Origin of the sequence: Reyranella sp. (genome assembly GCF_004297405.1) — a bacterium.
Lineage (GTDB): Bacteria > Pseudomonadota > Alphaproteobacteria > Reyranellales > Reyranellaceae > Reyranella.
The window spans coordinates 343,985-369,059 of record NZ_SCVC01000011.1; the positions used below are offsets into that span (position 1 = coordinate 343,985).

Sequence of the window (25,075 nt, forward strand, 5' to 3'; positions counted from 1 at the left end):
GCACATGGCCGTAGCAGCACTGGCCGACGATCGCCGTCGACCCATGACGCGCGAGGAGAGGAAGGTCATCGTTGCCTCCTCCGTCGGTACCGTCTTCGAGTGGTATGATTTCTATCTCGCGGGCGCGTTGGCCGCGAACATCAGCGCCGCCTTCTTCTCGGGCGTCAACCCGACCGCGGCCTTCATCTTCACCCTGCTGGGCTTCGCTGCCGGCTTCGCGGTCCGCCCGTTCGGCGCGCTGTTCTTCGGCAGCCTGGGCGACCTGATCGGCCGCAAATACACCTTCCTCGTCACGATGACCTTGATGGGCATCGCGACTTTCGTGGTCGGTATCCTGCCGACCTATGCCTCGATCGGCATTGCCGCTCCCGTACTGTTCATCGCCTGCCGCCTGCTGCAGGGCCTGGCGCTGGGTGGTGAATATGGCGGTGCCGCGACCTACGTCGCCGAGCACGCGCCACAGGATCGTCGCGGCTTCTACACATCGTGGATTCAGACCACTGCCACGGTTGGCCTGTTCCTGTCGCTGCTCGTGATCCTGGGGCTGCGCCTGTCGATGTCACCTCAGGCGTTTGCGGAGTGGGGCTGGCGTATCCCGTTCCTGCTGTCGATCATCCTGCTGGGCGTCTCGATCTGGATCCGTTTGCAGTTGCAGGAGTCGCCTGCCTTCACGCGTATCAAGAGCGAGGGCAAGGGCTCCAAGACACCGTTGCGCGAGGCCTTCGGCAACTGGAAGAACGCCAAGATCGCGATCTTCGCCCTGCTCGGCGGTACCGCCGGCCAGGCGGTGGTCTGGTATACGGGCCAGTTCTACGCCCTGTTCTTCCTCACCCAGACGCTGAAGCTCGATGCGACGACGTCCAACATCGTCATCGCTGCGTCGCTGGCGATCGGCACGCCGTTCTTCATCTTCTTCGGCTGGCTATCGGATAAGATCGGTCGCAAGCCGATCATCCTCGCGGGATGCCTGCTTGCGGTGTTCACCTACTTCCCGTTGTTCGGCGCCCTTACGAAGGCCGTGAACCCGCAGCTCGAACAAGCGCTGCAGAAATCACCGGTGACGGTCATCGCCGATCCGAACGAGTGCTCGTTCCAGTTCAACCCGACCGGAACGGCGAGCTTCACGACATCGTGCGACATCGCCAAGTCGTTCCTCGCGCGCAACGCGGTGAACTACCACAACGAGAGGGCTGCTCCCGGCACGCCGGCGCAGATCAAGATCGGCGACAAGGTCATCACCTCCTTCGACAAGAGGGCAGCGGGGGCCGAGGGCGCAGCCAAGGAAAAGGCCTTCAACGAGCAGGCGACCGCGGCCATCCGCGCCGCCGGCTATCCGGCCGCGGCCGACAAGGCCAAGATCAACATGGTGGCGGTCATCGGTATCCTGACGATCCTCGTCATCTATGTGACGATGGTCTACGGCCCGATCGCGGCCATGCTGGTCGAGCTCTTCCCAACCCGCATCCGCTACTCGGGCATGTCGCTGCCGTACCATATCGGCAACGGCTGGTTCGGCGGCTTCCTGCCTCCGACGGCCTTCGCCATCGTGGCAGCGACCGGCGATATCTACTCCGGCCTCTGGTATCCGATCATCGTGGCTGCGATGACCTTCGTCATCGGCCTGCTGTTCGTGCCTGAGACCAAGGATCGCAACATCTACGCGGACGATTGATCGTCCCCGGCCAACGTGAAAGAACCGGCGGCTTCTCAGAAGCCGCCGGTTTCTTTTTGTGCTTTCGGCGGCCAACGTTCAGGATTGCTGCATGAACCTCGACGCCATCGCGATCGGTCAGAACCCGCCGGAAGACGTCAACACCATCATCGAAGTGCCGATTGGTGGGGAGCCTATCAAGTACGAGATGGACAAGGAGGCCGGCACTCTGGTCGTCGACCGCTTCCTCTACACGCCCATGCGCTATCCGGGGAACTACGGCTTCGTGCCCCATACCTTGTCGGACGACGGCGACCCGATCGACGTGCTGGTGGCAAATACGCGGCCGATCATTCCCGGCGCCGTGATCAATGTGCGACCGATCGGTGTCCTGCGCATGGAGGATGACGGCGGCGGGGACGAGAAGATCATCGCCGTGCCGTCGCCCAAGCTCACGAAGCGCTATGTCCATGTGAAGACCTATACCGACCTGCCCGAGATCACCCGCCAGCAGATCGAGCACTTCTTCATCCACTACAAGGATCTCGAACCCGGCAAATGGGTGAAGCTGCTGGGCTGGGGTGACGTCGACGAGGCCCGCCGGCTCATCAGCGAAGCGATCGAGCGCGCCAAGAAGGCAAAGAAGAAATAGCCTGATCTTCGCTCGGCCCTGCGCAACGGAGGGCGTGATGGCAAACGGTGTTTCGCGTCGTAGCTTCAACATCGGGGTGCTTGCGACCGGCCTTGTCGGCTCCGTCGCGCGGACGCCTCTGGCACAGACTGAACCTCGACGTGGCGGAACACTGGTTGCCACTTTCGGTGGCGGCGAACCGCAAGCCTGCTACGTGCCGGCCGGCGGCGGGAACAGCCCGATCTTCACCGCCTCCAAGATCCTGGAGCGGCTCGGCCGCCGCAAGTCGAGTGGCGACTTCGAGGGCGAGCTGGCGGAAAGCTGGAAGCCGTCGGCCGATTTCAAGAGCTACGCAGTCAAGGTCCGAAAGGGCGTGAAGTTCCACGACGGCAAGGACATGACCGTCGACGACGTCGCCTTCTCCGTCGCCGAGATCTGGAAGAAGTACGCCGCCGTGTCGGCTCTGACCGACTTCGTCGGTATCGAAGCCCCCGATGCCGAGACGGTGGTCCTGAGGTTCGACAAGCCGACGCCGGAATTCTTCTTCTCCGCCCTGGTCTCGGCACCCACGAGCTTCATCGTTCCCAAGCACATCTACGCCGGCACCGATCCCGCCGCCAATCCGGCCAACAATGCGCCGATCGGCACCGGTCCGTGGAAGTTCAAGGAATGGGTGCGCGGCAGCCACGTCGAGTATGTGAAGAACGACGCCTATTGGCAGAAGGGCCTGCCGTATCTCGATCGATTGATCATCCGTTACATACGAGATCCGGCCGGGCGAGCTGCCGCGATGGAAGCGGGTGACATCCAGATCGGCGTGTTCAATCCGGTCACTCAACCCGACATCAAGCGGCTCACCGCGACCGGTAAATTCGTGGCAACGGCCAATGGTTATGACGAGGCCGTGTGGTCGACCACCCTGGAATGCAACATGCGCAATCCAATCTTTGCCACGCGCGAGGTCCGGCAGGCCATCTTCCACGCCATCGATCGCGATTTCATCGCCAAGACCGTCTACTACGGTCATGCGCGGCCGGGCACGAGCCCGATCTATTCGCGAAACAAGGAATTCTTCACTACCGAAATCTACAGGACCGCCTTCAATCCGAGGAAGGCGGCGGCCCTGCTCGATGCCGCCGATTACCGGAAGAAGGCTGATGGCAAGCGCTTCACCTTGAGCTTGCTGGCAGCCGGCTGGTTTCCGGAGAATGGCAAGGTCGGCGCCTATGTGAAGCAGGCACTGGAGGATATCGGTATCGGCATCGATCTCTCGGTGCCGGATCGCCCGACCTCAATCAAGCGCATCTACACCGACTACGATTTCGATCTCGCGATCTCGAACCAGGCCAACCCGTCGGAGCCCGTGCCGTCGACGATGCAGTACTTCTCGACCGACGGCATCATGAAGGGCGTACCCTTCCGCAACGCCTCCGGTTACTCCAATCCCGACGTCGATGCGTTGGTTGCCAGGATCAAGGTCGAGACCGATCCGGCCAGGCGCAGGGCACAGATCGCGGAGTTCCAGAAGATCGCGACCTTCGAGGCGGTGCTGCTGCCCCTGGTCGAGATCGAGTCGATCACCGTGGCCAGCACCCGTGTGCAGAACCACTCGAATGATCCCGACTTCCTCGCCGCAACCTGGGGCGATCTGTGGCTATCCAGCTAGCGCGATCGGCGTTCAGCCACGAAATGTTGCGGAACACGCCAGGATAGAAATCTAATCGGTCGCTCTCCATTCGTGTGCGCTCGCCGTGCATGTATGTTATCTTCCGAACCATTCCTGGTGGGTGGGAGGAATATCAGCCCAATGTCTTGGAGAACTGCCATCGCGTCGCTGGTTGCGGCGGGTGCGGCGTTGCCTGCGTCTGCCCAGACGCAGCCCGTCACCATTCCAGCAAAGGATTTTGGCCCGGCCTGGACCGGCTTTTATATCGGCGCTGCCTTCGGTGCAGGCGGCCTGGTCAACAGGATCGATACCGGCGGCGGTGGCCTCGGCGCGAGCTTCAACTCGGGCGGCAGCGGCGTCCTGGGTTCGATCTATGGTGGTGTGGACTATCAGGTCCTGCCGCGGGCCGTGATCGGCGTGTTGGCCGAAGCAACTCTGTCCAGCATCTCGAGCACGAACTCGGCGACCGTACCGGGTGCCAGTGCAAGCATCACTTCACGGCCCAACTTCGAATGGGCTGTGCTGGCGCGCGCGGGCTTCCTGGCCAATTCTTCGACGCTGTTTTACTTCACCGGCGGATATACGGGACAGAATATACAGACCTCGGGCACTGCATTTGCCGGCGGCCAGGCAGCGAGCTTCTCGCGCACCGATACGTTCAGCGGCTGGACGTTCGGTCCCGGGTTCGAGGCCATGCTGGGCAACAATTGGGCGACCAAGCTCGAATACCGTTATAGCCAGTACGGCGGCCAGTCACTGGGTGGCACGGGCTTCACCATGTCGCCGTCGACGCACACGGTTCGTGCCGGCCTCACTTACAAGTTCGGCGGACTTGGCGTGGCCCCAGCGGAAAGCAGGCCGACCTTCAACGAACCCGCTTTCAACTGGACGGGCGTCTATGCGGGTGTCGCGGCGGGAGCAGGGATGAGCTCAGGGCCGGTAACCGCGACAGCGGGTGGCGCCTCGGCAACGTTCGACACCGGTGGCCAAGGGCTGCTGGCGGGTGTCTTCATCGGCGCAGACTACCAGTTCGCGCGTCAGGCTTTGGTCGGCGTGATGGCCGATTTCACCTGGAGCGGGATGCAGGAAACGGCGACACTCACGACGCCGGTCGGGACGGGCTATGCGGCCGTTTCCCCCAACCGCTCGTGGAGCGTGATGGGACGTGTGGGCTATCTGCCGATTCCTTCGACATTGCTCTACGGCGCGGTCGGCTACACGGGCATGAACGTGAAGGCGACCGGTACGGCGGTGATGGCCGGCGGCGGGACGATGTTCGGTGAGAACGACACATCCGTGAGTGGCTGGACCGTAGGACCGGGCATCGAGACGGTGATCTCCGGCGGATGGACGACGCGGCTGGAGTATCGCTACAGCCAGTACGAGCAGAAGCAAGTCACATGGGGCGTGACGGCTCAGCCGTCGATGCACACGATCCGGCTGGGCATTGCCTACAAGCTGGGTGTCGGCGCCAACAACAACTCGATAGCTGCTGCCGATTGAATCGGGGAGTGATGCAGAGGGGGAGACGATGCGCTTTTTCAGGTTTGGTCTTGCCGCGGCGCTTGCGCTCGGCACAGCAAGTGTAGCGTTTGGTCAAGCCGGCAACACGATCAGCGTGCCGGTGAGCGGCTTGCGCAACAGCAACGGCGATGTCCGGTGCGGGTTGTACAATTCTGCCGCGACTTTCCCCAAGTCCGGTCAGGAATTCAAAGGTGTCGTCGCATCGATCGCCAATCAGCAGGCGACCTGCGTCTTCAGCAACGTACCCTCCGGAACCTACGCCGTCGCGCTGTTCCACGCCGAGAAGGGCGAGACCAAGATGCGCACCGGCTTCTTCGGTCAGCCCGAGGAAGGCTATGGCTTCTCGCGCAATGCCAAAGGCAGCATGGGGCCGCCGGATTTCAGTGCGGCGGCCTATGCCTATTCGGGCGGCAGCACCAGCTGGCCGGTGACGATCACTTATCCGTAAGTCTCGTCAGGCCAGCTGGCGATTGCAGTCTGGCTCGGCCGCTTCAGCCGAGCACGGCGATCTCTACCGGCGGCCGCAAGGCCAGACAGACGGACAGGGCTTGATGAAGGTCGCTGTCGAGGAAGTTCCGGAAGAGGGCCGGATCGGACGGCGTGCCGTGATCCATGGTTGGCAGCACCGTTTGCGTGACGGCGTAATCGAAGCGCGGCGCCCATTTGCGAGCGCCGAGCCGCGCTGTCGTCGAGCAATTGTCGACCATGTAGGCAACGTCGCGATAGTCCATGTAGGGGTTGAGTGAGTCGACCGCTTCGATGATCGATTCGTTGACGATCTCCGAATAGGGGTGGCCTTTCTCGAGCAGCAGGTCGGCCTGCGCCATCATGGTCGCGACATAGATGCCGGCGGTGACCGGGTTTACGCCAGCCTCGCGGTTGGTCTTGGGGTGCCGCGCGACCTGCCACATCTCGGTATTGGCAATCTCGTGCATGGGAAAGCGGTCCAGCCGCCGCGCGGCGCTGACGACGCTGCGGATTTCGTTGCCGCCTTCGACCTCGTCATAGATTTCATGCAGCAAGTCGGCTGCGGAGCGATAACTCGCGGTGTAGGCCTTCTCGAAGAGCTTCTGGTCCTGTGGGCTCAGCGATTGGTAGACGCCCAGAAGGCCACCCTGGGAGATCTTCTTGCTGATGGCGGCCGTCACGCTGCGGGCGGACTCGAGGAACGCATCGTCTGCTTCCATTCCCTGCGTACGGAACCAGCGGTAGAGACTTTCGGAGATGCCATGCACGGCGCCGAGCAGGATGCCGCGCTCGCCCATGATGTCGGATTTGTACTCCTGCGTGAGCGTCGTTTCGAAGGTGCAGGGGGAGCCGATGGCGACTGCCCATGCCAGGGCCTGGTCGGTGGCGCGACCGTCGACGTCCTGGTGAACAGCGAAGCTGCAGTTGATGCCGGCGCCGTTGACGTCCCGGCCCTGCTCGTAGAGGCGGCGCACTGATCGCCCCATGCCTTTGGGGCAGACGCCGATGACATTGATGTTCGATGGGAATTTCTTCCCCGCGCTGTCGAGGTGGGCCAGGAGGAAGCCGTGCGACAGGCCCAAAGTCGTTCCAGGCCGCAGGGCGGCAATGATCCTGTCGTAGTTCTCCACTTGGGCCGCATCGGAGATCAGCAGCAACACCAGGTCAGATTGGGCGATGACGTCGTACATCTCCCCCAAGGTTCCATTCGCTGCGGTGAAGCCGACAGCCTCCGCCGCCGACCACGAGGGCGAGCCGGCCCGCAGGCCCACTTTCACTCTGATGGCGCTGCCTTCCAGCGACTCGCGAAAGTTCTGCGCCTGCGCCGGGGCCTGCGAGGACCAGCCGATGACTCCGATCTGGCGGACCCCCTTCAGCGCGTCCGGCAGACGCGCAAACAGGTGACGGCCTCCGCGCACGATCCATTCCTCAGTGCCGCCCAGTTCGATCCGTTCCTTCTCGAACACCACTGATGAGAAAGCCATTGATTACTCCATTGTGTGGTCCATATAATGGACCTATATTCATGATCAGGATCCATAAATTGACTCGTAGTTTTGAAAAAATGAAGAAAATAATGATTATTGAAGTACCATATAGTGGACCATAGAAGGATGAAACATCTCAAGCCGACGAAGACAGCCGCCTTTCCTGCAGACCCACCCGGCGGCGGGACGCAGAGCATTGAGCGCGCACTCGGACTGCTGCTCGATGTCGGGCGCGCAGATGAGCGCGGCGCGCGCTTGACCGATCTCGTGACAAGCTCCGGGCTGGCCAAGCCGACGGCACGAAGAGCCTTGGGTGCATTGGTCCGCGCCGGGCTGGTCGACCAGGACGAAGTGAGCCGGCGCTACCATCTCGGTCCCGAGAGCTATGTCCTCGGCATGCTCGCGGCACGGCGCTTCGGCATCCAAGCCCAGGCGATCGACGGACTTACGCGTCTCAGCCAGGCCACCGGCGATACGGCCTTTCTGTCCGTGCGGCGCGACCTCCATGTCGTCTGCCTTCACCGGGAGGAGGGACCGTTTCCCATCCGTAGCCATGTGCTGCAGGCGGGTGACCGGCATCCGCTTGGCATCGGCGCCGGCAGTCTCGCCGTTCTGTCGGCCCTGCCGGATGACGAGATCGAACACGCGATCGCAGCCAATGCCGCAACCATTCAGGAGAAGTATCCGGCTTATTCATCCAAGAGCCTGCGCGATGCGGTGACGCGCACGCGGAAGGAGGGATATGCGCTCAACCCCGGTCTTTTGATGAAGGGGTCCTGGGGCATCGGAGTGCCGGTGCGCAATCTTCAGGGACGGCCAGTCTATGCCGTGTCGCTTGCGGCGATCGAGGATCGTCTCGATGAAGCCAGGCGGCGCGAGCTTGTGCCGATGCTGAAGCTCGAGGCTGCGAAGCTCGAGCGTCTGTTGCAAGATGCTTCGGCCTGACAACGCCTGCCAACCTCCCGAAGGCTACCCTTTGTAGCCATTGAAGGTGACCAAGCTCCCCAGTAACGTCTCCAGTGGGAGTTCGGGCGAAAGAGGAAAGCAATCTCATGGCGACCGCTTCCGAAGGCGGGCAAGGCATGCGACGGCTCACAATGCCTGTCGTGACTTGTGCCATTGTCCTGGCGTTGCTCGGCGGGGGTGCTTTCGCGCTCCGGGATCACCTTCCCCCCATGCCCGGAAGTGGCCACGCGTCTCTTTCCATTTCCAAGGCGGCGCAGGTGAAGCCGGTGTACGTTGGTGAGGGGCTGAAACTGCCACCACGTCCCACGGAGCCTGCGGCGATAACACGGGCTAATCCGGAGCCTGCTCAGGAGCTTGGAGTGTCGCCGTCGCCACCGCAAGCCGAAGCGAGCAACGGAGATCCGGTGGGCTTGTCGGCGAAAAATCTGGAACCACCAAAGACCTTGTGCGCCGTTGATATCGGTCCCTGGCCCACCGACCGGACGAACCAGGTCAAGTCCATCCAGCTTCTCTTGCGTGATCTCGGCTTCTATAGCGGCACGACCTACGGCACGATCGGTCCCGCGACGCGCGCGGCCATCGGCAAGTTTCAGCTCGCTGCTAACGAGGCCGAAACGGGTGAACCCAACGAGATGCTCTTCGAAGCGCTCAAGAAGAAGTGCATTTCATCGGTTCCGTGAACGACGCGGCAGGATCTGGCGGAGCGCTCGCTGTCGTTTTAAACCTAACTTCTCCAGTCGCGCAGCGCCTGATCGTCCGAAGATGAAAGAGTGACCGTCATGTTGGCAAAGACAAGCGTCCAGGAATTCTTTCCGACGCCAATCTGGATCGTCGATTTGGAGCCCGAGTTTGCGAAAGGGTTCAATGCTCGGCTGATGACGAATATCGAACGGCTTACCGGCTCACGCCCGCCCGTTGCGCCAGGCGCTACTCTGCAGACCGATCCGGACATGCAAAACCGGCCGGAGTTTGCCGAACTCACGTCTCTCTTGCGGCAGGCTGTCAGTGGCGGCCTCGAGTTCATGCAGATCGACTATCGAGAGTTCGCGATTACCGGTTGCTGGGCGAACTTCAATCCACCCGGAGGGCTCAACAGTGCCCATACCCACCCCAACAATTACCTGAGTGGTGTCTATTACGTCAGGACGCCTGGTGGTGCGGACATCATCGAGTTCACCGATCCCAGGCCAGCCGCCGTCGCACTGATGCCGCGTGTAAAGCAGCTCAACCGCTTCAATGGAAATCGCATGACCGTTCAGGTCAAGCCGGGACGCCTCGTGCTCTTTCCCGCGTGGCTCTCCCACAGTGTGCCGGTCAATCGGACGAACGAAGAACGCGTCAGCATTGCCTTCAACGCAAACTTCCTCTCTTTCGGCGAGACAATGAGTGCGCCTTTGTGGAAGGGAACGCTTCCATTCAAGCCAGCATCCCGCCGATAGTTGAGTCATTCGGGCTGGTCAGTTCGTCGAGCACCCCGCAGTTCATTCTGTTACGTAAAGTCCGATCACCTCGAACCATTCGAGTTGCACAGCGGAAGGAAAACAATGAGCGCGCTCCTCGACGATGTCGACCTGGTCGATCGCATCCTGGCGCATGTCGACGCCAAGTCGACGGACAAGGGCACGTCGGTGTGGCGCGAGCCGGCCGCGAACTACAGCTCCGCAGAGCGCTTCGCCGCCGAGCTGGAGGTGCTGCGTCGCGTGCCGATGGCCTTCTGCCCCTCGGCGGCCTTGCCGGAGCCGGGCTCGTACATCGCGCGCACCACCGTCGGGACGCCGCTTCTCGTGGTGCGGGGACTGGACGGCATCGTCCGTGGATTCCGCAATGCCTGCCGTCACCGCGGCATGAAGCTCGAGGAAGGTGAGGGCTGCAAACGGGCGTTTGCCTGCCCTTATCATGCCTGGATCTACGGTCTCGATGGCACGCTGCGCCATGTTCCTGGCGAAGAGGGCTTTCCGGGACTGGACAAGGAAGAGCACGGGCTCGTGCCGGTAACGGTGCACGAGAAGGGCGGTCTCATCTTCGTGACGCAAGACGCGCCGTTGTCCGATGGCGCGTTGCCGGACGTGCCGGACCTATTGCCGCCCGACTACGTGCTCTTCAACAAGCTCGAATTCGACGACAAGGCCAACTGGAAGCTGATCGGCGAGACTTCCATGGAGGGCTATCACATCAAGGCCCTCCACAATCAATCCTTCTACCCCTACGGCTACGACAACCTGAACGTGGTCGAGTTGCATGGCCGCAATTCGCGCATCGTCTTTCCGTTCCGCCGCATCGAGAAGTTGCGCCAGATGCCGCGCGAGGAGTGGAACGTCCAGGGGCGTCTTACGGACACGCATCAGCTCTTCCCCAATACGCATGTCAGTTTCCTGTCCAGTCATGCCATGCTCGTCATTCTGGAGCCGGTGACGCCCTCGGAAACGCATTGGGTCGTCTATCAGCTCGCTCCGCGAATCAAGAACGGCAAGCCGCTCGATATCGCCGAGGCGAGGCGCGACGCCAACTTTGTGCAGGATGCAGGTTTGACCGAAGACCGGCAGGCGGCCTGCGCCATTCAGGCTGGATTGGCTTCGGGCGCCAACACGCATTTCACCTTCGGCCACTACGAACAGGCGATCGGCCATTTCCACCGCCACCTGACGGAACACATCGAGAAGCTGAAATTTCGCAATTGCCCCACTGCGTGACGCTGTCGCTTGCTTGAGTCAGACGCTCTGAACTAGGGTCCCGCCGGATTTCGGGGCCCACAAGGTCTCGCGGACATAGGGAGATAATATTGAATCCGACGCGGCGCCGCATCATCGCGGCTAGCGCGGGCGTCCTGGCGACCCCCGCCTTGTTCACCACTTCGTCTGCGCAGAGCACCTTCCCGTCGAAGCAGATCCGCATCGTCGTGCCCTATCCGGCCGGCGGTCAGACCGACGGCATCGCACGCTCCTTTGGCGACTACCTCTCGCGCAAGCTCGGCCAGACGGTCATCGTCGACAACAAGGGCGGCGCCAGCGGCACCATCGGCGCCGCGGAGGTCAAGCGCGCGGCGCCTGACGGCCACACGATCCTCTGCACCATCTCCTCGTCGCTGATCCAGAATCGCGTCACGATAAAGGATCTGCCCTACGATCCGGAGAAGGACTTCACCTATCTGACGATGACGACCAGCCTCGGCGGGCCGGTGATCGCGGCCGAGAAGACCGGTGCGACCAACCTCAAGCAGTTCGTCGAATATGCAAAGAAGGTCGACAAGCTGAACTGGGGCTCCTACGGCCCCGGCTCGACCCCGCATGTGCTGATCGAGACGATGGCCAGGCAGTACGGGCTGAAGTTCGAGGTGGTGCAGTATCGCGGCGAGGCAGCGATGTGGGCCGACGTGGCCTCCCAGGCGCTCGATGGTGCGTCGGGCAGCCCCGCCGCGGCGGCGCCGGTGATTACGTCCGGTAAGGGCAAGATCATCGCCGTCCAGGGCGACCGTCTGCCGGCCTATCCCGACGTGCCGAGCATGACGGAGCAGGGCGCGGTCGGCAGCTCCTACGAGACGCGCGCGTTTGCCGCCTTCGCCGTTCCGTCTGCGACGCCGAAGGACATCGTGAAGAAGCTTTCCGACACGCTGATCGAGGCGGGCACCGACGAGAAGGTGAAGCAACTTCTCGCCAACTACATGATCATCGGCCCCCTCAGCTTCGAGGCCACAAACGCCCGCTTCAAGCGCGACACAGAGATCATGCTGGCGGTGCTGAAGGAGATCGGCCTCAAGCCGGAGTAGGCGTAAGCGTCGTCGAAGATCTCAGCCTCAAGCTAGGAAAATCCCGTTTCATGCGGTGTTTCTGGTTAGACCGTCCATCGCCAAAGTCTGTGGCGATGGCTAGGTCGTAGTGGGTAGTTTTTCTCGCAAACGACCCCAAGAAGCGGCGCACCCGCACTGATTCTTCTGAGTTGGAACGCTCTGCAACGCTCGGCGTTGGCGCTCATAGCACCCAAACCACTGATGGTGCTGACGCCTGTCTGTTGTGGAGATATCCATGGAACGCACCATTGTTGCCAGCTTCGCAACCCGTCGCGAAGCAGACCTCGCCATCGAACATCTTGTTCAACAACACGGCATCGACCGCACTGACATTTTTGTCAGAGTGCCGGGTGAGGCCAATAGCGCGGGAACAAAGGCGGCCGGTGCCGATGTCGAAAGTGGGCATCCTGGGGTCAAAAAGGATGGCCGCCCTGAACTCGCAGGACCAATCGAAGTATCGGTTGACTGTCACAGCGGTAAAATTGCCAACGTGGAAGCAGCCTTCCGGGAGGTTGGGGCTTTGAAACTGAAGGCGCAGTGAGCGGTCTAGGATTTCCGAGGCGACGGCAGCCGTTCGGTCGTCAAGTACATGCTTCGTCGCCTATCTCTCGCTTGCAGGAGGGAAATGCCATTTGCCGTCGCGGATCGGCAAGAAGTGGCCATTGTCTTCGCCGACTTCCTCCGCGACGCGGCGGTTGGCTTCCTGATTCAAGGCGACGATGAGATCTCCGTTTCGCTTCCGGTCGATGGCGAGATTGGTCATCTCGTCGGGGTCGTTGTGGAGATCGTAGATCTCGACGTCGTTCATCGCGAAAAGCTCTTCCAGCGAACCAGGCGTGTTGAACCGGATCGGAGAGAAGTAGCGCGAGAAGCGATAGCGGCCGTCCCAGATGCTACGGATCGCCACCCTGTTGAGGAAGTTCGGCGGGTGTTTCGCCAGCGCAGCCAGCTGTTCTTCCGGCCTCGCCGCACGATATGCGCGAGTGTCGACGGTCATCGCCGCCCATTTCGGATCCTGAAAGGACAACATGTCGAAGTTGTAGAGCGAAGCGGGCCTGATCGACTGCAGTTCAGCCTGTGCCGGGTTGCGCAGCCACGTCGAAAAATCCTTACCCTTTAGCCCTTCTGAAGCGCGCGTCCTTGCCGTCACGTCCTTCCCGGTCAGGCCGATGATGGTCGGCGTGAGGTCGAGCTGCGAGGTGATGGCCTTGCACTCGGTGCCACCCTCGAATGCAGGGTGATGGATCATCAGGGGCAGATGGTTCTGCTGCCGGTAGGCGTTCGTGCCTTTGCCCCGCATCTGATGAGTGCCGCCCAGCTCGCCATGATCGGCTGTGAAGATCACAATGGTGTTCTTGTCCATACCGTTGTTGCGCAGCGCGTCGAGCAACAGTTCGACCTTGCGGTCGCAATCGCGGATGGCGTTGAAATAGTAGTCGCGCAAAGCCCGCCAGCGGCGATCTTCGTCCGGCCATCGGCCCACCTGCAGATCCAGGATCTGCTGGTAGAGTTTCTGGGCGACGGGGCGGCCGGGGCTGTCGAACGACTGGTGCCGGCTGGCTGGCAAGGGAGAATTGTCCCAGGTCGCGCGGTAGAGTTCGTCGTCGGGTGCCCGCGCGATCGGCATTGCATGGTTGGCGCTCTGGATGTTCTCCGTCGGCAGATCGGAGTTGTAGTACATCACGTCATGCGGATTGACGAAGTTCACGGCCAGGTACCAAGGCTGGCCCTTGGTCCGCAGCGTTTCCGCTTCGGTCCGCAACCACGTGATCGCAGAGGCCAGTGTCGAATCGTCGTAGCTGTAGCCACCGAGCGTGCCGTCGATCAGGTCGCCGACGCCGAAGAAGTCCTTGAAACCGTAAGACGCGATGGTCTCGCGGTACTTGAGCAGCGGCGCATCGATAGCCTTGGCGTTGAGATCCAGATTGGCGGACAGGTGCCACTTCCCTTGATAGGCAGCGTGATAGCCGAGTTCACCGAGACGGTGGCCGACGGTCTTGATGCTGGTCGCGAGGTCGCGCTGCCAGATGTAGTTCAGGTTGTCGGCGATGCCTGTGTGCTGGATGTGCTGACCCGTGTAGACGACGGACCTGGCCGAGGAGCACACGCACGACGCTGCCTGATGATTGAGGAAGGTGACGGCTTTCTTCTTGATGGCTTCGCGCGCTGGCACCGGGAACGGCCACTTCGGAAAGAAGTGCTCCTGATCGACCAGCACGAACAGGATGTTGTAGCCAGACGGCATTGCGGCCGTCGGTGCCGAAGCCGGTGTCGTGCCGGACTGGGCATTGGCCGACAGGCCTCCAAGGATCGTAGAGCCGAGCAGGGCTGCTCCTGAGGCCATCGCGACGCGGCGCGAGGTGTTGGCTGGGTTGTCGTCTTCGGTATTCGACATACTAGTCTCCTCAGTCAGCGCTCGGCGGATTCAACCGAGCCTCTTTCAAGTAGCGCTCGACGGGTGCGAGCTCTTCGATGCGAGGCATGGTCCTCACGACCTCGTCGGGCTGGCACCAGGGATAAGGCAGGCTGGTGATCCAGCTCATGATTCTGTCGAGCTCACTTGCCGGAAGGACCTGCATCACATCGATGGTGATGAGCAGTTTCTCGACAAGGCACTTGAGGTCGGGCGAAAACTGCCAATCGTAGCGCCCCACCCCGACTCGCAGGGCGCCATCGGCCCTGGCCGACATGGCCACCAGCCAAGGGCAGGAGAAGCGACGTCGATCGACCTCCGTCGGCTGTGCCAGTCCGAAGGAATAGACATTCTCAAAATCGGTCGCGATGCGACGAACGAGAACCTCCTCGATCTCGACCAGTCCGCGCGCTGTGCTCGGGAAGGAAATGGCCTCCGTCTTCACGACCATTTCCAGTTGAACGCCTTCGGCAAAGGCCTGGCGCATCAGGAACGGGCGGTTCCCGTCCTTGGCGTGGAAGTAGGTGGTGACGGCGTCAAAGGGACTGGGCATGCGCATTCGCTCGCTCTAGCTTTTCCAGAGAGACTGGAACGGTGTCGCCACGACATCGCGGTAGGCGGGATGGCCGTGCAGGATCCCGAGATCGCGGGCGAAGGCGTTCATGCCGGCGACGGACTTTTCCGAAATCGTAGCGTCATAGAAGGGCAGGTCGCGTCGCACCAGTTCGGCGATCAGGGCGGCCTCGGCGGGCGGAAAGAGCTTCTCGCCAACCGCCGTCGCGCGCTGGAAATCCTGCTTCAGCGCCTTCTGCGTCTTGACGATCGCGCGCACGGCGGCAGCAGCCGTTTCTGGCGAGCGCTCGATCAGCGCGTCGGTGGTGGAGATGGCGGCCATCGTATAGTAGAAGCAGGGCTTCGGCCCGTCACCGCGGCGAACGTCGAGGACGACCGTGCCGACGCCGCGGCGCACGGCAACCTCGGCGCCCATGCCATTGGCCCAGAAGCCATCGATTTTGCCGTCCGCCAGAGCCTCGGCGGCCGTGACGCCGAAATTGACGGTGTCCCCAACCGCACCGGGCACGGGCATGATCTGGACCTGGCCGCGCTCGATGTCGATGCCGCCTTCCAGCAGAAGCCGCCGCAGGGCCAGGTCGACCCAGGGGGCTGCTCCGATCCTGCGGCCTTTGACGACGCCGAGATCATTCCGTTGAGGAGCCAGGTCAGAGCGCATGACCAGGAACCAGTAGGTGCCCTGGGCCTGGGCACAGAGAAGCTTTACGCCCTTCCATTCCGGGAACGCCGCCAGAGCCGAATGCGCCGAGCCACCGACCAGATCGATCTGTCCGTCGCGCAGCGCGGCATAGGTCTTGTCGACCGGGAAGATCAGCTCAAGCGCGACGTCGAGCCCTTCTTCCCTGAAGAAGCCCAGCTCGACCGCCGCCGCCGCCGGGAAGTAAGAGTTCGACACCAGATCGGGGACGGCGATCTTGAGCGGCATGGAACGATCCTCCCGAGCGCCTACCGCTTGTCGATTTCCGGCAGGTCGAAGTCGCGCCACCCCGGCACTTCGGAAACTTCCGGGAACTCGACGCCGAAGGGCTTGGTTGCATCGATACCGACCGAAGACGAGAAGCCACCGTCGGTGTAGGGGTCAAGCGGTGCGGTAGCCGTACGGTCGACGACGAACACGTCGTCGCTCGGCTTAACCCGAAACGACTGGGCCCATTCGACCTCGGCGGAATTGCGGATGTCGATATCGGGGTCGACCGTGATGACCCACTTGGGATGGAGGTTAGATGCCATGGCGGCGAGGATCGCGTGCCGCGCCTCGCCCTCGTAGCGCGGCTTCATGGCGATGACGACGTAGACCTGCACGCCACCCGAGCTGTTGATCGAGATGTCGCTGATCGTCGGGAACTGAGCCTGGAGTTGCCGCAGGATCGAGGTCTCGAACGGGATCTGCTTCAGCACATGGTTCTCGGTGATCGGCTTGCCGGTCAGCAGGCCTTGGAAGATCGCGCTCTTGCGGTGCGTAATCGCCGTTATCTTCGCCACGGGCTTGAGCGAGGCTGCCGTGTAGTAGCCGGTGTATTCACCGAGCGGCCCCTCGATCTTCTGGTCATTGGTGTCGACCGTGAACTCGATCACGATCTCCGCGTGCGCCGGCACCTTCATGTCGTTACTGACTGCCTTCACGAGCTCGACCGGCGCGCCGCGCAGCCCGCCGGCAACGAACCAGTCGTTGGTGGCGTCGCTCGACTGCACCTGGCAGGAGTACATGGTCAGCGGATCGACGCCGATCACGATCGCGCCGTGCAGTTGCTTCCCCATCGCTGTCGCATGCGCGATGTTCTTGCCGAAGCGATGGTTCGGCGCGGAGAACACGCCTAGCTCCTTCGGCCCGTGAACCTGGAAGCGGTAGTTGCCGATATCGGGTGTGCCGGTCTCGGGATTCTCCGACACCACGATGCCAGCTGTAATATAGGGCCCACCGTCCTTGGGGCTGTAGGTCGGCACCGGCAGCTTGGTGACATCGATCGCATCGCCCGTCAGCACGACTTCCTGGCAAGGCGGCGCTCCCTTGAAGTCCACGGGAGCGATCTGGTTGTTGATTCCCTTCAGCACCTTCTCGTGGATCGTCTGTTCCGTCGCCTCGAAGGCCTTCAACGCCAGGCGGCGATTGCCGTAGACACCTGCCACCAGCGGAAACTCCGTGCCGGTGTCCTTGAACATCAGAGCCGGGCCCTGGATCGAACTCGTCTTGGCAAGAGCTTTGGCAATGTCGTACTTGAGGGCGATCGGACGTGTGATGTCGACGAGGTCACCCGAGTTCTTCAAGGCGGTCAGGAAGGCGCGCAAATCTTGATAGGGCATGGTCAGTCCGTCCTTGCTTTCCGCGAGTACAACAGTTGATGCGTCGCTCTCTTGGCCAAATCCGCCGTGACGATGTCGAGGACGCGCTGCGCGTCGCTCTGGCAGTCGGCCTGCCGCTGCTGGCGCTTGATGCCGTGGGCCGTCTCGACCTTGCCGTCTATGCCGCCTTCGGCGGATTGGCGATGCTCTACGGCCACGGCGAGTCTGCCAAGCAGCGCGTGACGACGCAGATCGTGGCCGGTGCGGGCCTGGTCGTCACCATCGCGGTGGCCATGGCCTATGCGGCCGCGCAGGCGCCGCTGCCGGTATTGGGCGTGCTGCTCGCCGTCACTGTGGTTGCCGCTGCCACGCTCGGCGCGGCGATGCGATGGGTGCCGCGCGGCGAGATGTTTTTCGTCCTGGTGCTGCTGATCATCGCCAGCATCCCCACGAGCTGGGACCGCCTGCCGATCGGCATAGCAACCGGCGCAGGCGGTGCCGCCTTCTCGGTGCTGCTGGCGTGGCTGAGCGGTGTGCGCAATGGCAAGTCTGGAGAAGAACCGAGACCCGATGGATGGAGTCGCCGCCTCGCGGCGGGTTACGCCACTCTCGACCATCGGCAGCATCTGATCCTGATCGGTGCCGCCACGCTCGGCGTGCTGACGGCTTGGGGGCTCGCCATTGCCCTCGGTATCGGCCACGCCTTCTGGGCGGCAGTGACCGTCGCCGCCCTGATGCCCGCGTTGGCCGCCACCGACGTCTGGCGCCGCACGCTGCATCTCATGCTGGGCACCTTGGGTGGCGTGGGCGTGGCCACCTTCCTGTTCTCGTTCGAGCCCGACCATCTCGCGCTGATTGCGATCATCATCGTCTGCCAGGCGGCGGCGGAGATCGCCGTGGCGCGTAACTACGGCGTAGCTCTGCTCTTCTTCTCGCCGCTCGCTATCGGCATGAGCAACCTGAGCCGCGGCGCGCCCTGGCCGCCGCTGCTGGTCGACCGGCTGGCCGAGGCAGCGCTCGGCACGGCAGTCGCCTTCCTGACGATTCTCGTGGGACGCAGGATCCTCAAAGTGACTTGAGCGAGCGGGCCGCACGCGGTGCCTACTTGGGTGGCTGGTCGGAGACCTGGAAAGGGATGTCGCCTGCGACGGCTTTCTCTCCCTGCAGGGTGATCACCGCCCAGTGCAGGGTGTAGTCGCCCGGCGGCAAGGTCGGCGCTTCCGCGAACAACACTTCGGGCGCCGATTCGAGGCGCGGGTGCAGGCGTTCGATCACCTTGTCGCCCTGCTTGATGACCAGGGTCGACTTGCGATGGTCGACCGGCCGATCGAAGCGCACGAAGAAGGCACTGCTGCGCCGGCCGATACGGGCATGTGCCTTCGGCGCCGATTCCACGACACGTACATCAGCGGTCTGCGCACGTGCCGACGAAACTCCGCCAGCGACGGTCAGCATGGCAGCAATCGCTGCGCGACGGTGCATCACTTTGGAGTCCTCCGCCGGGGCGGTAGGCCCGACGGACCTGTCCAGCGGGGAAAGGCCTTGGTGTCGAGACCGAACAGATCGAGGGCGCGGGCGACTGAATGGGTGACGATGTCGTCGACGGTGCGCGGCCGCGCATAGAAGGCCGGAACCGGCACGGCGACGATGGCGCCCATCTCCGTGACTGCCAGCATGCTCTTGATGTGCCCGGCATGCAGCGGCGTCTCGCGGAACATCAGGACGACGCGGCGGCGTTCCTTCAGGCAGACGTCGGCTGCACGGGCGACCAGGCTCGACGTTACGCCGGTCGCGATCTCGCTCAGGGTGCGCACCGAGCAGGGCGCCACGATCATGCCCATCGTGTGGAACGAACCACTCGAGATGGCCGCGGCGATGTCGCCTGGCGCATAGACCTTGTCGGCGAGCGCCCGGATCTCGGCCGCCGACATATCGGTTTCGAGTGACCGCGTCTGGTCGCCCGCCTTGGAGATCACGAGATGGCTCTCGATCTTCATGGCGCGCAACATCTCCAGTACACGGATGCCGTAGACCGTTCCCGAGGCGCCGGTGATACCGACGACCATGCGCCGGACGGGCTGGCTGGCTGCCATGCGAATGCTCAGCCGCTGGTTTTGATGTGGCGCGGATCCGAATGGTTCACGGGCTGCGGCTTCGCCTCCCACGAAAACGGCGTGTCGGAAAGCGTGTAGCGATACCAGGGCGGGTCATTGGTGCGACCAAGCTTGTGGCGCAGATTGCCGAAGGCCCGATAGAGCACCGGATAGGGCTGACCGTGATACTGCTTCAGGATGTCATGCCAGGCACGCGGTTCGGCCCGGATGAACGCCTCCATGTCCTTGGTCAGCGCCTCTTCCGTCATGATCTTCAGGTTGGCCGGCGGATCGCCGAGGTCGGTGACGGTGCTGCGCACGAATTCGTTGGGGTTCCATTCCGGTCCCAGCGGCACGGTGCAATCCATGCCGATCTTCGAGGCGATGCCCAAGGTGGTGCTCTTCGGATCGACGGTCATGGTGTTGAGCCCGTCGAGCCGCACGGTGTCCTTGTCCGGCATGTAGCGGTAGGCCATGGCGGCCAGCACCGCCTGGTCGTCCCAGATGTCGACGTCGGTGTCGAACACCATGGCGACCTTGGGCAGTCCCTGCTTGGAGCAGGTCAGCATGATGCCCAGCGCCTGCTTGGAATCGCCTGCACCCAGCGGGTTGATCTTGGCGTAGGCGATGTTGGACAGGCCGCCCAGCGGGCAGCGCACCTCGCGCACGTCGATGCCGCCCTGTTTCAATCCGTTGAACAGGTCGGCCTCGATTGCCGGCAGCTGCAGCATGTTGTCGGTGTACCAGGGATGCAGGCCGCCGATCGTGCAATGCTGGAAGATGCCGCCCTTGCGGTAGGTCATCGCCTTCACCTTGAGGCGATAGTTGTGCTTGATGCCGCCGCCATACATGCCGGTGAATTCGCCGTACGGCCCTTCGTCGTAGACGAGGCCTTCGAGCGCCATCAGCTCGCACTCGAGTACGATCTCGGCGTTCGCCGGGACCATCACGTCGATGGTCTCGCATTTGATCATCTTGGCCGGCGCACCGTAGAAGGCGCCGAGCACTTCGAAGTCGTCCGTGTCCGTGGTGACGCCGACCAGGGCCGAGATTTTGTCGATCGTCGGACCACCCAGCACGATCGCAACCTCCAGGTTCTGGCCCTTCGCCGCCGCCGCCATGGCGTGGATGCGCTGGCGATGTGACGTGCAGGTCATGTCGACCGACTTCTCGTTCTTCGTACGGAACATCGAGCGGTAGATGCCCCAGTCGTAGACGCCAGTGTCGGGATGCTTGCTGATGAAGAGATTGTCGTTGGTGTAGGCGTGCCCGTCACGGTCGTGATGCAGGAACAGTGGCAAGCGCGTCAGGTCAACATCGTCGCCCTTCAGGATCACTTCCTTGCAGGGAGCCGTCGTCACCGTCTCCCATTTCACCCGTCCCTTGGAGCGCGCGACCATCTCCAGCCCGGTCCGCGTCTTGTCACAACCCATGGCCCAGGCGAACATCTCCTGATTCGAATAGGCGTTGGCCAGGACCGAGAATTCGGTGTCCTTGATCTTCTCCACCAGGATGGCCTTGGTGGGATTGGTCTCCATGAGCTTTGGGATCTGGTCGACGCGGACCTCGTCCTTGATGCGCACGAGGAAACCCGCCTTGTCCATGGCGGTGACGAATTCGACAAGTGACTGCTGCATAGTCTGCACCCCGTTCTGAAAAAAACGCGTCAGGAGTAGGCGGGCGCGACCATCCCTTTCTCGACGTAGGACCGGAGGTGATGCAGCATCATACCCCACAGGGCGTTGCACTTGTCGAAGTTGCCCTGTTGGTGTGGCCAGCCGGCATGGGAGAAAGCGATCTGCACGCGGCCGTGCGGCGTCTTGGCGAGATCGAAGGCGACCGTCGTGCCGGCCGAGTCACCCGGCCCCGAGGTGCACTTCCAAGCCACCTTATGATCATCCTGTGCCGTGATCTCCCAGACGAAGGTCGGGCCGCCCGGATATTTCAGTGTCCACTTCGAGCCGACACCGCCGCTACCGGAGACCTCGGCCATCGTCCAGCCCTTCAACCCTTCGAGGGTCGTGAGTGCGGTATGTACCTTGGCAGAATCGCCGGCGATGTTGACGGCATGACGCAGAGAATGGCCTGACACGGACGTAACCTCCCACCGAATAACACTCGCTGAGCAGCGGGCACGTAAACCAGGCTGCATGCGTTCTGTAGTTAAACGATAGCTGTGCGAATTGTCGGGTTCAATCGTTCGACGGGCGAATCTTGCGGGACGGGTAGAGATCTTGATTACAGAGGCGTGAAGAAGCCCGCTGCGGACAAGGGTTATGCTTCGCAAGGAGGCGCGGACACCCGCGGAGCACCTGCCTCTAGACGGCAGCAGCGGGATTATCAGGCCAGTTTTGTCAAAGCCGTCGATTCCGGACCGCACAATCCCGTTCAAGCATTCAGTAGGGAAGTGACGTCCGCCGTTGAAACCACATCTGCGAATGTCAGCACATGGCGTCGCGGGCGGTCGACTCGCAGCAGATGCTGGTCGCGCAACCGGTGATGATGACGGTGTCGATGCCGCGCGTTTGCAGACGCTGGTGAAGGCCCGACGAACCAGTTGGACCAGCTTTTCTTGCCCTCCTCGCTGATCGAGTTCTGAACGAAGACGTTGGCCAGCCTGCATTATCTGTCACGAGATGAGCCGTCCGCTTCGGATCAATACTCTCGAAAAGCCGAAGATGCCCCCGCCTTCCGAGCGCAATGACTACGATATCGTCGTCAAGCTTCGCTTTGTGCACACGACTCTCCGGATGGCCGCGCAAAAGTGACGATGGTTGGAGGAGGGCAACATCTCCCGGTCACGCACCCCTCTTTTCATCGACATCAGCGTCGGCCTGCGCTACCTGCGATTCGCAGTGGATCAATCGGGGGGAGCAGGGTCATGGCCATACGGCGCATCGCGGTGGAAGAAGCCTTCGTGACACCCGAGATCATGGCGCAATGGCAGGTCGTGCTCGCAAGCCGCGATGTCGAACCGGGCTTTGCCAAGATGGGCGAAACCATCCTGGCGCAGACGCCCGCCAATAAACCGTTGGACGATCGCCTGCTCGATATCGGTGCCGGCCGCATCGCTCACATGGATTCGCTCGGCATCGACATGCATATCCTCTCGATCACATCGCCGGGCGTGCAGGTGTTCGAGAGTGCTCTGGCGACACGGCTGGCGGCGGAATCGAACGACGCGCTCGCGGCTGCGGTGAAAGCCCATCCGACTCGCTTCGCCGGCCTGGCGGCGATCGCACCGCAGGATCCGGCGGCAGCGGCGCGTGAGATCGAGCGCGCCGCCCGCAAGCTCGGCCTCTGTGGCCTGATCATCAACTCCCATACGATGGGCGAATATCTCGACGCGCCCAAGTACCAGCCCATCTTCGAGGCGGCCGAGGCCCTCGACATGCCGATCTACCTCCATCCGCGCGAACCCGCGCCGTCGATGGTGGCACCGTATCTCGATTACGCCCTCTATTTCGCCGGCTGGGGCTTTGCCGCCGAGACCGGGCTGCATGCCATGCGCCTGATCATGTCGGGCACGTTCGATCGCTTTCCCAAGCTGAAGATCGTGCTCGGCCACATGGGCGAAGGCATACCGTTCTGGCTGCAGCGCATCGACAACCGCTATCTGCTCGAAGTGAAGATCGGTGCGACAGACAAGCTGCCCAAGCTGCCGAGCCAGTATTTCCTCGACAATTTCGTCATCACGACCTCCGGCGTGACGTCGATGCCGGCGCTGCGGCTCAGCCTGGACGTGCTCGGGGCCGAGCGCATCCTGTTCGCGGCCGATTTTCCTTATGAAGACGACGCCGAAGCCGTGCGCTTCATGGACAGCGCGACCGTGACCGAGGACGAACGCAAGCAGATTTATGAGACGAACGCCCTGCGCGTGTTCAAACTGAAAATGTAGCTCAATGCGGGTCGCAGGCCGTGAATGAGCAGTGTGGCAGTCGTTCCAGGAAAGCCTATTCGGCAGCGCGCGGTTCTCGCAGCTGCAGTCGGTCCAGGCCGATTTGGCGTGCGATCTTTCGGAAGCGTGGCGCGCCATGTAGCGGGCGGAAGGACGGAGCCTCCATCAGGAAGGACATGTTGGTGGAACGCTCGGCGAGGCCGCGCTCCAGTGCGTCCAATGCACTGTCGGGCTCGCCGGCGGCCATCCACTGCTGTGCAGCTTCCGGCCACAGGTTCACACGCTCCACGATGGGAAGCCACTCCATCATGGCCGCCTTCCATCCGCTCCTGTGTTCGAGTTCGCGCAATTTGCTCCCGGTCGCGAGTTCGCCGCAGATCTGCAACCACATGCAGCGGTCCGCCATCGCCTCATCGTGACGGCCGACCTGATCGAGGAGCAGCATCCGCCGGAAGTATGCCCGCTTCTCCGGCGGTGGCAGGGCGATTGCCCCAGCAAATGCCGCCAGCGCAGGTTCGATCCGGCCAGCATACCAGCAGGCCTGGCCGACGAATTCCAGGGTCTCGCGTCGGGCCGGCTCCAGCGTCCGGGCCCGGTTCAATACGTTGATCGCAGAGGCGTGCTGGCCGGTTGCCGACAGGAAACGTCCGCAGGCCATGAGCGTATCGACATCGTCAGGAGCAAGCGCCATCGCGTGATCGAGATCTGCCTCCGCGCCCTGCCAATCCCATTCGTAGTTCATCTTGAGCTTGCCCAGCGTCGTCCACGCCTCGGCGAGCGTTTCGTCGAGCGCGATCGCCCGTTGAGCCGATTGGTACGCCAGGCGCGTTGCCTCCGCGAGCGGTAGCGGCCGCAGGATCGAGCTCGAAGCCATCTGCAGGTAAGTGGACGCGAGCCCGGCATGGGCCGTGGCATAGTCGGGATCGAGTGCCAGCGCCTGCTCGAACAGGTCGAGCGCCTTCAGTGTCGGTTTGCGCTCGGCGATCTTGAGCAGCGCTCTGGCCTGAACTTGCAGGAAGTAGGCCTCTGCGATGCGCGGCCTGTGGCCGGGCAGGGGCAGTTGATCCGGCATCGGCAGAAGCGAGCCAGTCCATTTCGCCACGCTTATGGTGATCGTGTTGCGCGGAGCGACCTCGGCAGGCTCGACATTGTCGTGCAGGGAACGGACTGGAGGCAACAGGCGATAGCCGGCGCCGGCAACGGTCTCGATAATGCCGTCGGACGAGGGAGCGTCGCCGAGCAGGCGACGCAAGGTCGAGACGTGAACGGTAAGAGTGCGATCCTCGACGGCAGCGCCAGGCCACAACCGCTCGTGAAACGTCCCGCGCTCGACCAGCCGGCCGCCAGCCTCGGCGAGTAGCTGCAGGATCTGCAATGCCTTGCCGCCGATCGGTACGCGCTCACCGTCTCGCGTCAGACGTCTCTCGACAGTGTCGAGGACAAACGGGCCGAACTCATAGACCGACATCGTCGGGATACTCACTAAATCGAAACTTGATCTGATCTTGACCTGTCTCGACACGCGCCCTCCGGCGCGCGGCCGTAGTTGGTACGGGACAACTTCGCAACAATGGCAATCAGCGGTCAAGTTTGTACTCGGCGCCTTCGACGAACAAAAGAGCGCAGCGATATTGAACGATG

Annotated in this window: 24 protein-coding genes; 13 read left to right on the top strand and 11 right to left on the bottom strand. The window is 62.5% G+C overall.

Going from position 1 to position 25,075, the window contains the following annotated elements:
• The first annotated feature begins 4 nt into the window (after window positions 1-4).
• The 5 genes from EPO50_RS09515 to EPO50_RS09535 all read left to right on the top strand — a co-directional run bounded on the left by EPO50_RS09515 (window position 5) and on the right by EPO50_RS09535 (window position 5,920).
• Window positions 5-1,672 (top strand): MFS transporter, encoded by a 1,668-nt coding sequence (locus EPO50_RS09515; protein WP_296343286.1) that lies wholly within the window; start codon window positions 5-7, stop codon window positions 1,670-1,672.
• A gap of 91 nt (window positions 1,673-1,763) precedes the next feature.
• Window positions 1,764-2,303 (top strand): inorganic diphosphatase, encoded by a 540-nt coding sequence (gene ppa, locus EPO50_RS09520; protein WP_296343288.1) that lies wholly within the window; start codon window positions 1,764-1,766, stop codon window positions 2,301-2,303.
• A gap of 37 nt (window positions 2,304-2,340) precedes the next feature.
• A complete protein-coding gene (locus EPO50_RS09525) occupies window positions 2,341-3,948 on the top strand; it encodes an ABC transporter substrate-binding protein (protein ID WP_296343290.1) in 1,608 nt (535 codons plus the stop codon).
• Between the two features lie 141 nt (window positions 3,949-4,089).
• Window positions 4,090-5,451 carry an outer membrane beta-barrel protein gene (locus EPO50_RS09530; protein WP_296343292.1) on the top strand — a complete coding sequence of 454 codons (1,362 nt, stop codon included), beginning with the start codon at window positions 4,090-4,092 and terminating at the stop codon, window positions 5,449-5,451.
• 28 nt (window positions 5,452-5,479) lie between these two features.
• Complete coding sequence (locus EPO50_RS09535) at window positions 5,480-5,920, top strand: DUF2141 domain-containing protein (protein ID WP_296343294.1); 441 nt, start codon at window positions 5,480-5,482, stop codon at window positions 5,918-5,920.
• 43 nt (window positions 5,921-5,963) lie between these two features.
• Here EPO50_RS09535 and EPO50_RS09540 read toward each other — a convergent pair whose 3' ends face one another.
• Window positions 5,964-7,424 carry a hypothetical protein gene (locus tag EPO50_RS09540; RefSeq protein WP_296343295.1) on the bottom strand — a complete coding sequence of 487 codons (1,461 nt, stop codon included), beginning with the start codon at window positions 7,422-7,424 and terminating at the stop codon, window positions 5,964-5,966.
• A gap of 129 nt (window positions 7,425-7,553) precedes the next feature.
• Between EPO50_RS09540 and EPO50_RS09545 the strand changes: the two genes are divergently transcribed.
• From EPO50_RS09545 to EPO50_RS09570, 6 genes are all read left to right on the top strand, one after another.
• Window positions 7,554-8,372 carry an IclR family transcriptional regulator gene (locus tag EPO50_RS09545; RefSeq protein WP_296343297.1) on the top strand — a complete coding sequence of 273 codons (819 nt, stop codon included), beginning with the start codon at window positions 7,554-7,556 and terminating at the stop codon, window positions 8,370-8,372.
• 107 nt (window positions 8,373-8,479) lie between these two features.
• The gene (locus EPO50_RS09550) at window positions 8,480-9,073 is read left to right on the top strand and encodes a peptidoglycan-binding domain-containing protein (RefSeq protein ID WP_296343299.1); all 594 of its coding nucleotides are present in this window, start codon (window positions 8,480-8,482) and stop codon (window positions 9,071-9,073) included.
• A 99-nt stretch (window positions 9,074-9,172) separates the two neighbouring features.
• Complete coding sequence (locus EPO50_RS09555; protein ID WP_296343301.1) at window positions 9,173-9,832, top strand: TIGR02466 family protein; 660 nt, start codon at window positions 9,173-9,175, stop codon at window positions 9,830-9,832.
• A 105-nt stretch (window positions 9,833-9,937) separates the two neighbouring features.
• The gene (locus EPO50_RS09560) at window positions 9,938-11,083 is read left to right on the top strand and encodes an aromatic ring-hydroxylating dioxygenase subunit alpha (protein ID WP_296343303.1); all 1,146 of its coding nucleotides are present in this window, start codon (window positions 9,938-9,940) and stop codon (window positions 11,081-11,083) included.
• A gap of 89 nt (window positions 11,084-11,172) precedes the next feature.
• Complete coding sequence (locus tag EPO50_RS09565) at window positions 11,173-12,156, top strand: tripartite tricarboxylate transporter substrate binding protein (protein WP_296343305.1); 984 nt, start codon at window positions 11,173-11,175, stop codon at window positions 12,154-12,156.
• A gap of 256 nt (window positions 12,157-12,412) precedes the next feature.
• A complete protein-coding gene (locus EPO50_RS09570; RefSeq protein WP_296343307.1) occupies window positions 12,413-12,718 on the top strand; it encodes a hypothetical protein in 306 nt (101 codons plus the stop codon).
• A 60-nt stretch (window positions 12,719-12,778) separates the two neighbouring features.
• Here the strand turns inward: EPO50_RS09570 and EPO50_RS09575 are convergent, their stop codons facing one another.
• Genes EPO50_RS09575 through EPO50_RS09590 form a run of 4 tightly spaced genes read right to left on the bottom strand, consistent with a single transcriptional unit; the run spans window position 12,779 to window position 17,464 of the window.
• On the bottom strand, window positions 12,779-14,572 hold the full coding sequence (locus EPO50_RS09575) for a sulfatase-like hydrolase/transferase (RefSeq protein ID WP_296343309.1): 1,794 nt from the start codon (window positions 14,570-14,572) through the stop codon (window positions 12,779-12,781).
• Window positions 14,573-14,582: 10 nt separating this feature from the next.
• Entirely contained in the window at window positions 14,583-15,143 is a 561-nt protein-coding gene (locus EPO50_RS09580; protein ID WP_296343311.1) for a hypothetical protein, read from the bottom strand.
• A gap of 15 nt (window positions 15,144-15,158) precedes the next feature.
• Window positions 15,159-16,088, bottom strand: coding sequence for an ABC transporter substrate-binding protein (locus tag EPO50_RS09585; RefSeq protein WP_296343313.1), 930 nt, complete (start codon window positions 16,086-16,088; stop codon window positions 15,159-15,161).
• 20 nt (window positions 16,089-16,108) lie between these two features.
• Window positions 16,109-17,464 (bottom strand): UbiD family decarboxylase, encoded by a 1,356-nt coding sequence (locus EPO50_RS09590; protein WP_296343315.1) that lies wholly within the window; start codon window positions 17,462-17,464, stop codon window positions 16,109-16,111.
• A gap of 38 nt (window positions 17,465-17,502) precedes the next feature.
• On the opposite strand from EPO50_RS09590, the gene EPO50_RS09595 reads away from it, so the two are divergent.
• Window positions 17,503-18,522, top strand: coding sequence for an FUSC family protein (locus EPO50_RS09595; protein ID WP_296343316.1), 1,020 nt, complete (start codon window positions 17,503-17,505; stop codon window positions 18,520-18,522).
• A gap of 22 nt (window positions 18,523-18,544) precedes the next feature.
• Here EPO50_RS09595 and EPO50_RS09600 read toward each other — a convergent pair whose 3' ends face one another.
• From EPO50_RS09600 to EPO50_RS31530, 5 genes are all read right to left on the bottom strand, one after another.
• Window positions 18,545-18,925 (bottom strand): copper resistance protein CopC, encoded by a 381-nt coding sequence (locus EPO50_RS09600; protein WP_296343410.1) that lies wholly within the window; start codon window positions 18,923-18,925, stop codon window positions 18,545-18,547.
• Window positions 18,925-19,536: a UbiX family flavin prenyltransferase gene (locus tag EPO50_RS09605; protein WP_296343318.1), complete on the bottom strand. Its 612-nt coding sequence runs from the start codon at window positions 19,534-19,536 to the stop codon at window positions 18,925-18,927. Before EPO50_RS09605 ends, EPO50_RS09600 begins: the two co-directional genes overlap by 1 nt.
• An 8-nt stretch (window positions 19,537-19,544) precedes the next feature.
• Window positions 19,545-21,173: a UbiD family decarboxylase gene (locus EPO50_RS09610; protein ID WP_296343320.1), complete on the bottom strand. Its 1,629-nt coding sequence runs from the start codon at window positions 21,171-21,173 to the stop codon at window positions 19,545-19,547.
• 29 nt (window positions 21,174-21,202) lie between these two features.
• Window positions 21,203-21,628 (bottom strand): SRPBCC domain-containing protein, encoded by a 426-nt coding sequence (locus EPO50_RS09615; protein WP_296343322.1) that lies wholly within the window; start codon window positions 21,626-21,628, stop codon window positions 21,203-21,205.
• A 349-nt stretch (window positions 21,629-21,977) separates the two neighbouring features.
• On the bottom strand, window positions 21,978-22,274 hold the full coding sequence (locus tag EPO50_RS31530) for an isochorismatase family protein (protein WP_367268036.1): 297 nt from the start codon (window positions 22,272-22,274) through the stop codon (window positions 21,978-21,980).
• A 143-nt stretch (window positions 22,275-22,417) separates the two neighbouring features.
• Between EPO50_RS31530 and EPO50_RS09625 the strand changes: the two genes are divergently transcribed.
• Window positions 22,418-23,434, top strand: coding sequence for an amidohydrolase family protein (locus EPO50_RS09625; protein WP_296343323.1), 1,017 nt, complete (start codon window positions 22,418-22,420; stop codon window positions 23,432-23,434).
• A 55-nt stretch (window positions 23,435-23,489) separates the two neighbouring features.
• Here the strand turns inward: EPO50_RS09625 and EPO50_RS09630 are convergent, their stop codons facing one another.
• Window positions 23,490-24,917 carry a winged helix-turn-helix domain-containing protein gene (locus EPO50_RS09630; protein WP_296343325.1) on the bottom strand — a complete coding sequence of 476 codons (1,428 nt, stop codon included), beginning with the start codon at window positions 24,915-24,917 and terminating at the stop codon, window positions 23,490-23,492.
• Window positions 24,918-25,075: the final 158 nt, after the last annotated feature.